The sequence below is a fragment of the Vulcanococcus sp. genome (genome assembly GCF_044369115.1).
In the GTDB taxonomy this organism is placed as follows: Bacteria; Cyanobacteriota; Cyanobacteriia; order PCC-6307; family Cyanobiaceae; genus Vulcanococcus.
Window position 1 is genome coordinate 1 of the sequence record NZ_JBIPMN010000084.1, and the last position, 11,022, is coordinate 11,022.

Consider the following 11,022-nt stretch of genomic DNA (forward strand, 5'->3'; position numbering starts at 1 on the left):
CCCATTAACCACTCGGGCACCGACCCGAACCACACCCCAAGAACTTACCAGCCGGTGGGTCTGCCCCTGGCTCTGCTCCTTACGATTGAGGTACTTGAGGCCGGTTCAACGGCGCTGGCGATGCGGGTGCTGCTGCTCAATGGGCCCAACCTCAATCTTCTGGGGTTGCGGGAACCAGGCCTCTACGGCGCTGACACCTTGGAGGCCATTGAGGCGGATTTGGGCCGCCAGGCTGCCGGGCTCGGTGCATCGCTGGAGTGCTTTCAGAGCAACCACGAGGGCGCTCTGGTGGATCGCATCCATGCGGCCCGCGGCCATGCCGACGGCATCTTGATTAACGCCGGCGCCTTCACTCACACGTCGATTGCCCTGCGCGACGCGCTGCTGGGGGTGTCGATTCCGTATGTCGAGCTGCACCTCAGCAACGTGCACGCCCGAGAAGCCTTCCGCCAGCACTCCTATCTGGCCGACAAGGCCCTGGGCGTGATCTGTGGCTTCGGCCCCGCCAGCTACGGCCTGGCCCTGCAGGGCCTGGTGCAGCGTCTGCGCGCCGAGGCCGTGGCATGACAGCTGTGCTCGAGAACCCCACGGCCCGGGTGAAGTGGCTGGCGGCCCCCAGCAGCGCCAGCTGGCTGGAGCAGGCCAACGCACGGCCCGATCTGGTGTTGATCGACCACGCCCATTGCGAGCGCAAGGCGGCTGGGGTGGCTTTGCAGCTGATGTTCCGCTACCCGTCTGATGAGGGGTTGGGGGCGCTGCTGAGCCCACTGGCTCGCGAGGAGCTGGAGCACTTCGAGCTGGTGCTGCAGTTGCTGCAGCGGCGCGGCTTGACGCTGCGCCCGCTTCCGGCCCCAGGCTACGGCGCCACCCTCACGACAGCGGTGCGCAAGGGCGAACCCGAGCGGATGCTCGATTCCTGTCTGGTGGCGGGACTGATCGAGGCCCGCAGTCATGAGCGCATGGCCCTGCTGGCAGCCCACAGCAACGACGGGGAGCTGCGCGACCTCTACCGCGAACTGCTGGCCAGCGAGGCTCGCCATTTCGGGCTCTATTGGTGCCTGTGCGAAGAGCGCTTTGGTCGGGAGGTCACGGTGGCGCGGCTCCAGGAGCTGGCGGCAGCGGAAGTGGCAGCGCTCAGTGGTGATCTGGCCTCACCAGAGCTTGTGCGCATGCACTCGGTGGGGGTTGCTGCAGATCGCTAATCCAGCAGCGGGAACTGCTCGGCGATCGCTTTGCCGGTGAACTGGGCCACCCAGCCATCGGGGTTGTCGAAGAAGCGGATGGCGCAGAACTGCGGGGCGCTGCCCATGTCGAACCAGTGTTTGGTGCCGGCGGGCACGCTGATCCAGTCGTCGGCTTCGCAGAGCACCTGCAGCACTTCATCGCCGATGTGCAGGCAGAACAGCCCTTTGCCTTCCACGAAGAAGCGCACTTCGTCTTCGCTGTGGATGTGTTCCGCAAGGAACTTCTGGCGCAGCGCTTCGCGATCGGGGTGCTCGGGTGTCATGCGGATCGCATCCACCGTGGGGTAGGTGCCCCTGGATTGCACCCGCTCGATCTCGGGGGCATAGGCGGCGAGCACGGCGGCTGCATCGGCGCCGGCCGGCAGTTCAACCCGCGCAGGCCAGCGCTCGAAGCCGATGCCGCGCTCGGCCAGCTCGGCCGTGATCAGGGCCGGGTCGTTGCTGGCGAAATGGGGCAGGGGATGGTGGCTGCCCGTGGCTTGAAAAATCTGCAGATGACTCATCGGGTCATGCCGCACGCCTCTTCACCCTAGAAAGGCAGTCAGCCGCAGTCTTGGTGATTTGGATCACGACCCGGTGCCCACGCCGCCGGCCGGCACGCTCACGTTGGTGGGGGTGGGGCCCGGAGACCCGGAGCTGCTTACCGTGGCGGCGGTGCGAGCGATCGAGGCGGCTGCGGTGGTGGCTTACCCGGTGGCGCGCCTCGAGGCCGAGGGCATGGCGGCCCGCATCGCCGCTCCCTGGATTCGCCCTGAGCAACGCCGGCTGCCGTTGCTGTTCCCCATGGTGGCTGAAGTGGAACCGCGACAACAGGCCTGGCATGCCGCCGCCGAGGCCCTTGTGGTGGAGCTGAGCCAGGGCCAGGCCGTGGTGCTGCTTTGTGAGGGCGATAGTTCGCTGTATGCCAGCTGCTCTTATGTGCTGCTGGCACTGGAGGAACGGGTGCCCGCCGCGGCTGTGCGGGTCATTCCTGGGATCACGGCCGTTTCCGCAGCAGCAGCAGCGGCTTCCAGCCAAGGAATCCCTTGGCCCTTGGCGCTGCAGCAGGAACCGCTTTGGATCCGCCCCACTCCGGAAACCGCAGCTGAGCTGGAGGTGCTGTTGGAGCAGGCTGCCGCCGCCGGTGCCGTGGTGGCCCTGTTGAAGCTCGGCCACCGCTGGAGTTGGGTGCAACCGTTGCTCGCGGAGCGCGGGCTGTTGACCCATACCCTGTTTGCCCAGCGGGTTGGCTGGCCCGATCAGCAGTTGTCTCCTGCGGCGCTGGTCAGCGCGGCGGAGCAGCCCTACTTTTCGCTCTTATTGATCCGCCAGGGCTGGCCGGCGGTTCTGCCCTGATGCACAACGCACGATGACCGCCATCGATTGGTTCTCACTGCTCCACCCGGTGTTGGTGATCCTGTTTGTGTATCCCGTGGTGGGCGCCACGATCCGGCTGGGCATCTTGGTGCGCGAGAAGCGCCTCGGCATCACCCAGCAGCCGGCACTGGTGCCGAGGGAACACGCCGACCACGGCCGCTGGGTGACGGCAGGTGTGGTGGTGGCCGTGCTGATCGCGCTGGTTTATTCGTTCATTAGCAAGGCCGTTGAGCCTGGTGCTGCCTTTGTGGGCGGTTCGGCGCGCCTGGCGCTGTTGATGCTGGTGGCAGCCGGCACGTTGGTGGCGCTACTAGCTCTGCTCAAGGTGAAGCGCCCAGCGCTGAGGGCCAGTTTCACTCTGCTCACCTGGGCAGGGCTGCTGGGCTTGGGCAGCCAACCCGAGATCTGGCGCCTCTCCGATAACCCCTTCAGCGGGGCGTTCTGGAGCTCGCATTACTGGAGCGGTGTACTGCTCACCGGGCTGTTGCTGATGAATCTGGCGGCACGACCGGAAATCAGCCGCCACCTGCGCTGGCGTCGCCTGCATGTGGCCAGCAACATCCTGATCATGGTGCTGCTGGCGGTGCAGGCGATCACCGGTAGCCGCGATCTGTTGGAGATCCCGCTCAGCTGGCAGAAGCCGGCGATCTACCGCTGCGATTTCACCAACCGGGTGTGCCCGGAACCGGCAGCTGCTGCGGCACCAGGCTCAGCCGTTGCGGCTCCCGCCCTGGGCTGATCAGCCGGAGAAGTAGAGCCAGCAGCGCCCGCCATTCCGGCGGCGCCTGCCGCTGCGGCCAGGCGCCGGGGCGCCCATACAGCCATCTCAGAAACTGCTCGCGCGCATCGGCCGGGCCTCGCTCCCAGGCCCAGCTCAGGCGTGAGCAAGATTGAGCCTGTGGGGCCAGGGACAGAGTGGGCAAGCCGGGAGCGCTTGCGATACGCAGCTCCAGCCATGCGGTCTTCCCATCTTGTGGCCAAGCGCCAGGCGCCAGGGCAACACCGGTTTCACTGAGAGCCTCGATCGCCACGGAGTGTTCTACGAAGCGTCCGTTGGCATCCATCCCTCTCAGCGAGGCCTGCAACGGCAGGGCCAGCCAGGGGCTCGGATCGCCGGCAGCAGGATCGCGGCAGGCCCGCAGGGCCACCAGCAGGCCGAGCAGCGTCAGCCCGCCCCAAGCCAGGCCCAGCCAGCCGCCGGCACTGCGGCCCCCGGAGCTCAGGTGGCGCAGGATCTGCGCCAAGTTCAGCCCATTGAGGCCCAGCAACACCAACAGCGGCAGTGCCAGCACCGGTGCGATGCCACCGCGCCCTTGCACCCGGTGCTTGGGGGTGATCCGAAACGGCTGCACCCGCCCCCAGAGGCTGGCGAGCACGGTGGCCGCCAGCGGCACAGCCAGCGCCCATCCGGGTAGATCCGCCAGCAGCGCATGGCGGCTGCCGCGGTTCAGCCAGCCGGTGCTCAGCAGCAGCGCGATCCAGAGCGGCATCAGCTTGCCCAGCACAGCGGCATCGGTGAGCAGCACCGGCAGCACGCCCAGCAGGCCGATGCTGAGCGGCATCAGCAGCAGCAACAGCCGCGGCACCGTGTTGAACCAGTGCAGCGCGCCCTCGAGATAGGCCAGGCGTTGGCCGGGCCGCAGGCCGCGTAAGCGCAGGGGGCCCTGCCGCAAGCGCAGCGCCTGCAGGGTGCCGGAGGCCCAGCGCTGCCGTTGGCGCACGAAATCGAGCATGGTTTCGGCGGCCAGGCCGGCGCTGAGCTTTTCGCCGAGGTAGCGCAGCTTCCAGCCGCGTGAGGCCAGAGCCATGCCGGTCACGAGGTCTTCCGAGATGGCCTGCTCCACGAAGCCGCCCACGTCCTCCAGAGCGGCGCGGCGCACCAAGAAGCTGGTGCCGGCGCACACCACCGCATCCCAGGCGCTGCGCACCGGTTCGATCCAGCGGTAGAAGCTCTCCTCATCCGGAAGCAGCCAGGCCTCCATGGTCAGGTTGCGCATCACCGGGTCGGCATTGAAAAAGTGCTGGGGGGTCTGCACCAGCGCCACCTGCGGATCGAGCAACAGGCCGATCGTGCGCTCTAGGAAGTGCTGTTGGGGCACGAAATCGGCGTCGAACACCGCCACCAGCTCGCCGCTGCCCAGCGGCAGCCCGGCGTTGAGGTTGCCGGCCTTGGCGTGCCTCCGCTGCGGCCGGTGCTGGTAGCCGGCGCCGTAGCGGGCGGCCAGTTCGGCTACCTCGGCTCGGCCGGCGTCATCGAGCACCCACAGCTGCTTGTGCGGATAGTGGAGCTGGCTGCAGGCCCGCAGGCAGCGCTCCAACACCGGCAGGGGTTCGCCGCAGGTGGGGATCAACACGTCCACCGTGGGCCGCCAGCTGCTCGCCTGCCACTGAACCTGGGCTGCATCCGCTTCGGGGCGGCCATCGCTGAAACGCCGCCAAGCGAGCAGCAGCGGCAACAGCCCGCTGAGCAATAGCCAGCCCTCGGCAAGCAGCAACAGCACGCTCAGGGCCGCGGTCAGCGGCCCACTGAGATTGAGGCTTGCGGCGACGCGCCAGTGCAGGTAGCTCAGGCTCAGCCATGTGAGCAGCAGCAGCAGGCTGCGCCGCATCCACAGCGGGCAGCGGGCCTCAGGCCGGCGGCTCAGCCACAGGGGCCACAGCAGCAGCAGCCAGGGGAGCCAGAGCTCCGCAGTCATCCAGCTGGGCCGCGGCTTGATCCAGCAACGCTAGGGCTTCTGCGGGGGTGGGAGCGCGCATCAGGGCGTGGCGAAGCTGCGGCGCTCCGCTGAAGCCGGTGCAGGTCCAGCTCATGTGTTTGCGGGCAATCAGCAGGCCGTGATCACCGCGGGCGGCCACAAGAGCCTGCAGCTGCTCCCGCGCCAGGTGGATGCGTTCAAGGGCACCGGGGCTGGGCGGGATCGGCCTGCCGCTCAGGGCGGCATCGATCTGCCCCACCAGCCAGGGGGCGCCCATGGTGCCGCGGCCCACCATCACGCCATCGGCGCCGGTGTGCTCGAGGCAGCGCAGGGCATCGGCGGCGTTGTTCACATCACCGTTGGCGATCACCGGGATCGTGAGCGCCCGCTTCACCGCGGCGATCGCGTCCCAATCGGCCTGGCCCTTGAAGCCCTGCTCGCGGGTGCGGCCATGCAGGGTGAGCAGCTGCGCGCCGGCGCCCTCGAGCTGCTGGCACCAGCTCACTGGATCGGCGTCGCTGCCGCACCAGCCCAGGCGGGTCTTCACTGTCACGGGCACCGTCACGGCCTCGGATACCGCCTCCACGATGCGGGCCGCCAGATCGGGGTCGCGGATCAGGCCGCTGCCGCCCCCCTTTTTGGCGATCTTCTTCACCGGGCAGCCCATGTTGATGTCGATCAGGAAGGCGCCGGCCGCTTCAGCGCGGCGGGCTGCATCGGCCATGGCGGCTGGGCGGTGATCAAACAGCTGCACACCGATCGGGCCGGGCTCGCTGGCCAGTTCCTCCACCTTGATCAGGCCGTGGCCCAGCTCCAGGCTGGTGGCGTTCACCATTTCGGTGAACAGCAGCGCATCGGGCGCCCAGCGCCGCACCAGGCTGCGGAAGATGCGATCGCTCACCCCCGCCAGCGGCGACTGCAGCACGCGGCAGCGCAGCGCCCGGGGTGTGCCGCGGCCGGCCAGCTCGAGTGGGGGTGGGGCGGTGATCATGCTGTGTTGATTGTCGGACTCCAGGCCGATGCCTTCTGCCGAAGCCGCCGCCACGCCCGTTCCCTTCCCCCTGAGCCGTGCGCTGCTGGACGCGGTGCTGACCGACCGCACCAGCGACCGCTTCGTGTGTGAACTGATCTGGCCGCGCCTGGGATACGAGCTCGATGGCTCCGGCACCTGGAGCGCGGGCCCGGCCACGGAAGCCAGCTGGCGGGAGTCGTTCCCGATTGAGCCCCAGTTCATCGCTCAGCGGCCGCCTTCGGTTGCGCTCACGCGCTCGATCCCGAAGCAGCACAAGCAGCTGTTGAAAGAACAGCTGGGCTTTGGGGGCTACCGCATCGGTGAGCTCTACCCGCGGCGCACCCGCCGGGCTACGGCGGTGAACTGGCTGCTGGCCCACCTGGCGCAGCGGGGGGAGCCGCTGCCGGAGAGCGGCCTGCTGCCGCAGCTGCGCGAACAGCCCGCCGATCCAGTGGCGGGCCACCCGGGTGATCTGCCGATCAGCTGAGGGCCTTCACGCCTGGATCGTCACGGGTGTGCCTACAGGGGTGTTCTCGAACAACCAGCGGGCATGCGGGCTGGGGATGCGGATGCAGCCGCTGCTGCGGGCCACCCCGAAGGCTTGCCCGGCCGCCTCCTGCCAAGGGGCTCCATGCATGCAGATCATTTCGTTCTCAGTGATGCACATCGCCCAGGGCACATTCGGGGCCACGTAGGTGCGGCCGCGCATGGTGACGCTGCGGTGCTTGGTGAACACCTGCGCGCTGCCGGTGGGCGTTGGGCTGGAGGCCTTGCCCGTGCTCACCAGCACCGTGCGCACCAGCTCCTGCTCCTGGTTGTACACGTAGAGCTTTTGGTCGGAGAGGTCGACCACGATCGAGGCGATCAGTTCCAGCATGGGGGCAGGCCGCCGCAGGGGGCGGGGCTCAGAACACCCTTTTGCTAGCGAGACTCGCTGCGTCGCATCTTGCGACGGCAGAAAGTTTTTCGCTTCCGCCGGCCTGTAGGGTCAAGTCACGACAGTTGTTGTGATACCCGCTTGGCTCTGCCGGTCGTCGCCATTATTGGCCGCCCCAACGTGGGCAAATCCACCTTGGTCAACCGGCTCTGCAAGAGCCGGGAGGCCATCGTGCACGACGAGCCCGGTGTGACCCGCGATCGCACCTACCAAGATGGCTACTGGCGCGATCGTTCTTTCAAGGTTGTTGACACCGGCGGCCTGGTGTTCGACGACGACAGTGAATTCCTGCCGGAGATCCGCGAGCAAGCGAACCTTGCCCTCTCCGAGGCCTCCGTGGCGGTGGTGATCGCCGATGGCCAGCAAGGCCTCACCGCGGCGGATGAATCGATTGCCGAATGGCTGCGCGGCCACAACGTGCCGGTGCTGCTGGCGGTGAACAAGTGCGAGTCCCCCGAGGCGGGCCTCTCGATGGCGGCTGAGTTCTGGAGTCTGGGCTTAGGGGAGCCCTACCCGATCTCCGCCATCCACGGTGCTGGCACGGGCGACCTGCTCGACAAGGTGGTGGATCACCTGCCCCCGACCGAAGAGCTCACCGGTGAGGAACCGATCCAACTGGCGATTGTGGGCCGGCCGAATGTGGGTAAATCCAGCCTGCTCAATGCCATCTGCGGCGAGAAGCGGGCGATCGTGAGCCCAATCCGCGGCACCACCCGCGACACGATCGACACCACGATCGAGCGCGAGGGCCACACCTGGAAGATCCTCGACACCGCCGGCATCCGCCGCAAGCGCTCGGTGAACTACGGCCCCGAGTTCTTCGGGATCAACCGCAGCTTCAAGGCGATCGAGCGCTCCGATGTGTGCGTGTTGGTGATCGATGCCCTTGATGGCGTCACCGAGCAGGATCAGCGCCTGGCGGGCCGCATTGAAGAAGACGGCCGCGCCTGCGTGGTGGTGGTGAACAAGTGGGATGCGATCGAGAAGGATTCGCACACCATGCCGGCGATGGAAAAAGAGCTGCGCGCCAAGCTCTATTTCCTCGATTGGGCGCCCATGCTCTTTACCTCGGCCCTGAGCGGCCAGCGGGTGCAGAGCATCTTTGCGACCGCGGCGGTGGCGGTGGAGCAACACCGCCGCCGGGTGAGTACCTCGGTAGTGAACGAGGTGCTGCAGGAGGCTGTGAGTTGGCGCTCGCCGCCCACCAGCCGCGGCGGCCGCCAGGGCCGCATCTATTACGGCACCCAGGTGGCCACGCGGCCTCCGAGCTTCACGCTGTTTGTGAACGACCCCAAGCTGTTCGGCGACACCTACCGTCGCTACGTGGAACGGCAGATCCGTGAAGGCCTGGGCTTTGAAGGTTCACCGCTCAAGCTGTTCTGGCGCGGTAAGCAGCAGCGCGACGCCGAGAAGGATCTGGCGCGGCAGCAGGCCCGCGGTCGTTGATCCCCCGGGACTGGTGGGAGCCTGATGGATTGGTTGCGGCAGATCCCCATCGGCCAGTACGTCGATGGCACCGGGAGCTGGCTGCGGGATCTTGATTCCCGCCTGAAGCTCGCCTGGACTGTGGCCTTTCTGCTTACGCCGATCCTGGCGGGGCCCTGGTGGCGGCTTGCCCTGGTGGGCTTGCTGCTGCTGGTGACGGCCTGCAGCGGTCTCCCCTGGCGGATCTGGCGCCGCACCTTGCCGCTGCTCTTGGCGCTCTCGTTGTTGGTGGGTGTGCTCGCTACCTTCCTGCCCGCTGGCGGGGCTGAGCCGGTGCCCTTGAACCGGCCGCCCCAGGAGTTGCGGCTGGCCCCTGCGGATCAAGGGCGGCGCTGGGAGTTGTTGCGATGGGGGCCGGTGCAGCTGGGCCCGCTGCCATTCGGGCCGCTGGCGATCACGCGGCGCTCTGCGGAGTTGGGGGTCAACAGCGCCACCTTGCTGTTCACAGTGATTCACAGCGCCAACCTGCTGCTGCTCACCACGCCGCCGGAATCGTTGGTGTGGGGCCTGAGCTGGTGCATCGCGCCCCTGGCGCGGGTGGGGGTGCCGGTGGATCGCTTGGGGTTCACCTTGCTGCTGTCGCTGCGGTTTCTGCCCCTGGTGCAGGAGGAATTTCAGAACCTGCTGCGCTCGGTGGCGACTCGTTCGGTGAACCTGCGCCAGCTGGGGCTGCAGGGTTCTTTAGCGCTGGTGCTTGCCTTGGGGGAGCGCTTACTGGCCAATGTGTTGCTGCGGGCTGAACAGGGAGCCGAGGCGTTGATGGCCAAGGGAGGCCGTTGGATTGCACCGGCTCAGTTGATTCGCGATCCGCTTCCCAACCCAGCGCTGCAGTGGGCCTGTGCCCTGGGGCTCGCGCTGTTGCTCGGTTTGCGGTGGAGGTACGGTGACGTCTGATTTGGTCACCGTCGGCACAGACCGCGTGAGCGCTGAGTGAGCACAGAGCGTTATCTCAATCACCCCACCTTCGGCTTGCTCTACCGCGTGGCGGAGGTGGGTGAGGGGCGCGATCTCTACGCCACGCTCTATGCCCAGCGCATGTTTTTTGTGGTGACACTGCAGGAGCGCGGGGCTCAATTTGAGGTGATCCCGTTGATGGATGCGCGCCATCTGGCCGAGCAGAACCTCGCGCGTGCCCGCCGCGATGGCCCTGAGGCCCACGCGCGCTGGCGTCAGTTGTTTGATCAAACCTTTATCTGATCACCAGTGGTGTCTGAGTCAGCAGCTGAGCGCTTGGCGGTGATTCGCAGCCAGCTGCCCGCCTCCACCCAGCTGCTGGCGGTGAGCAAAGGCCATCCCACGACCGCCATTCGCGAACTGGCAGAGCTGGGACAACGCAGCTTCGGTGAAAGCCGGCTGCAGGAAGCCACGGCGAAACAGGCGGAGCTGGCGGATCTGCCAGGGCTTGACTGGCATTTCATCGGGCGTCTGCAGGCCAACAAGGTGCGGCCGGTGGTGCAGCGTTTCGGTTGGCTCCATTCCGTGGATTCGCTGGCCCTGGCCGAACGGGTGGCCCGGATCTCCGGGGAAGAGGAGGTGTGCCCCAAGCTGTTGCTGCAGGTGAAGCTGCGCCCCGACCCGGCCAAGGGTGGCTTTGCTCCCGATGAGCTCCGCCTGGCCTGGCCGCAGCTGCGGGCTTTGGCTTCGGTGCAACTGGTGGGCCTGATGACCATGGCGCCCCTTGGACTCGATGCAACCCAGCGCCAGAGCCTCTTTGCAGACTGTGCGGCCTTGGCGGGGGAGCTGGGTCTTGCGCAGTTGTCGATGGGGATGAGCGGCGATTGGCAGGAGGCCGCGGCGGCCGGCAGCACCTGGGTCCGTATCGGCTCAGCCCTCTTCGGCCCGAAACCCTTGTCACCGCCCGCGTGGGACGCTATCTAGGTTTAGTGCCAAGACCGAGGTTCCACGGTGTCGTTGCTCTCCCGCCTGCGTGCAGTTGTCTCCGGTGACGACTACCTCGACGGCTACGACGACGAGCTTGATTACGACCACGGCGATGTGCCGCAGGCCAGCACCACAGCAAGCCCCGGCGCCCTGGCCCTCACCAGCGATTTCGACAGCGTTGATCCGTTTGCTGGCAGCAATGTGATCGGCATGCCGGGTATCTCCTCCTCGGCGGCGGAGGTCACCCTGATGGAGCCCCGCAGCTTCGATGAAATGCCCCGCGCGATTCAGGCTCTGCGCGAGCGCAAGACCGTGATCCTCAATCTCACGATGATGGAGCCGGATCAGGCCCAGCGCGCTGTGGATTTCGTGGCTGGTGGCACCTTCGCGATCGACGGCCACCAGGAGCGG

Annotated in this window: 14 protein-coding genes; 10 read left to right on the forward strand and 4 right to left on the reverse strand. The window is 67.2% G+C overall.

What is annotated here, in order from left to right; translation table 11 throughout:
- Positions 1 to 120: 120 nt before the first annotated feature.
- Together aroQ and ACIQ2E_RS07960 are read left to right on the forward strand one after the other, a co-directional pair.
- Positions 121 to 567, forward strand: a complete 447-nt coding sequence (aroQ, locus tag ACIQ2E_RS07955) for a type II 3-dehydroquinate dehydratase (protein WP_398328661.1) — start codon at positions 121 to 123, stop codon at positions 565 to 567.
- Complete coding sequence (locus ACIQ2E_RS07960; protein WP_398328625.1) at positions 564 to 1,202, forward strand: tRNA-(ms[2]io[6]A)-hydroxylase; 639 nt, start codon at positions 564 to 566, stop codon at positions 1,200 to 1,202. Before aroQ ends, ACIQ2E_RS07960 begins: the two co-directional genes overlap by 4 nt.
- Here ACIQ2E_RS07960 and ACIQ2E_RS07965 read toward each other — a convergent pair.
- Positions 1,199 to 1,747 carry a 1,2-dihydroxy-3-keto-5-methylthiopentene dioxygenase gene (locus tag ACIQ2E_RS07965; protein WP_398328628.1) on the reverse strand — a complete coding sequence of 183 codons (549 nt, stop codon included), beginning with the start codon at positions 1,745 to 1,747 and terminating at the stop codon, positions 1,199 to 1,201. The genes ACIQ2E_RS07960 and ACIQ2E_RS07965 overlap by 4 nt on opposite strands.
- Before the next feature lie 73 nt (positions 1,748 to 1,820).
- On the opposite strand from ACIQ2E_RS07965, the gene cobI reads away from it, so the two are divergent.
- Together cobI and ACIQ2E_RS07975 are read left to right on the forward strand one after the other, a co-directional pair.
- Complete coding sequence (gene cobI, locus ACIQ2E_RS07970) at positions 1,821 to 2,579, forward strand: precorrin-2 C(20)-methyltransferase (protein WP_398328631.1); 759 nt, start codon at positions 1,821 to 1,823, stop codon at positions 2,577 to 2,579.
- 13 nt (positions 2,580 to 2,592) lie between these two features.
- The gene (locus ACIQ2E_RS07975) at positions 2,593 to 3,339 is read left to right on the forward strand and encodes a DUF4079 domain-containing protein (protein WP_398328633.1); all 747 of its coding nucleotides are present in this window, start codon (positions 2,593 to 2,595) and stop codon (positions 3,337 to 3,339) included.
- Here the strand turns inward: ACIQ2E_RS07975 and ACIQ2E_RS07980 are convergent.
- Both ACIQ2E_RS07980 and dusB read right to left on the reverse strand, forming a co-directional pair.
- Positions 3,263 to 5,296: a glycosyltransferase gene (locus ACIQ2E_RS07980; RefSeq protein ID WP_398328636.1), complete on the reverse strand. Its 2,034-nt coding sequence runs from the start codon at positions 5,294 to 5,296 to the stop codon at positions 3,263 to 3,265. The genes ACIQ2E_RS07975 and ACIQ2E_RS07980 overlap by 77 nt on opposite strands.
- Entirely contained in the window at positions 5,229 to 6,287 is a 1,059-nt protein-coding gene (gene dusB, locus ACIQ2E_RS07985) for a tRNA dihydrouridine synthase DusB (protein ID WP_398328639.1), read from the reverse strand. The genes ACIQ2E_RS07980 and dusB overlap by 68 nt, the downstream gene beginning before the upstream one ends.
- 28 nt (positions 6,288 to 6,315) lie before the next feature.
- On the opposite strand from dusB, the gene ACIQ2E_RS07990 reads away from it, so the two are divergent.
- Positions 6,316 to 6,795, forward strand: coding sequence for a DUF1823 family protein (locus tag ACIQ2E_RS07990; RefSeq protein WP_398328642.1), 480 nt, complete (start codon positions 6,316 to 6,318; stop codon positions 6,793 to 6,795).
- A gap of 6 nt (positions 6,796 to 6,801) precedes the next feature.
- Here ACIQ2E_RS07990 and ACIQ2E_RS07995 read toward each other — a convergent pair whose 3' ends face one another.
- Positions 6,802 to 7,185, reverse strand: a complete 384-nt coding sequence (locus tag ACIQ2E_RS07995; RefSeq protein ID WP_398328645.1) for a L,D-transpeptidase — start codon at positions 7,183 to 7,185, stop codon at positions 6,802 to 6,804.
- Between the two features lie 141 nt (positions 7,186 to 7,326).
- Here ACIQ2E_RS07995 and der point away from each other — a divergent pair, with 141 nt between their 5' ends.
- The 5 genes from der to ACIQ2E_RS08020 form a co-directional block, all read left to right on the forward strand.
- Positions 7,327 to 8,691, forward strand: a complete 1,365-nt coding sequence (gene der, locus ACIQ2E_RS08000; RefSeq protein WP_398328648.1) for a ribosome biogenesis GTPase Der — start codon at positions 7,327 to 7,329, stop codon at positions 8,689 to 8,691.
- A 24-nt stretch (positions 8,692 to 8,715) separates the two neighbouring features.
- Positions 8,716 to 9,624 (forward strand): CbiQ family ECF transporter T component, encoded by a 909-nt coding sequence (locus tag ACIQ2E_RS08005; protein WP_398328651.1) that lies wholly within the window; start codon positions 8,716 to 8,718, stop codon positions 9,622 to 9,624.
- A gap of 36 nt (positions 9,625 to 9,660) precedes the next feature.
- Positions 9,661 to 9,927 (forward strand): PipX family protein, encoded by a 267-nt coding sequence (locus ACIQ2E_RS08010; RefSeq protein WP_296443513.1) that lies wholly within the window; start codon positions 9,661 to 9,663, stop codon positions 9,925 to 9,927.
- Between the two features lie 6 nt (positions 9,928 to 9,933).
- Positions 9,934 to 10,608, forward strand: a complete 675-nt coding sequence (locus ACIQ2E_RS08015) for a YggS family pyridoxal phosphate-dependent enzyme (protein ID WP_398328655.1) — start codon at positions 9,934 to 9,936, stop codon at positions 10,606 to 10,608.
- Positions 10,609 to 10,635: 27 nt separating this feature from the next.
- Positions 10,636 to 11,022: cell division protein SepF (locus tag ACIQ2E_RS08020; protein ID WP_398328658.1), on the forward strand; the 387-nt coding region annotated here is incomplete at its 3' end.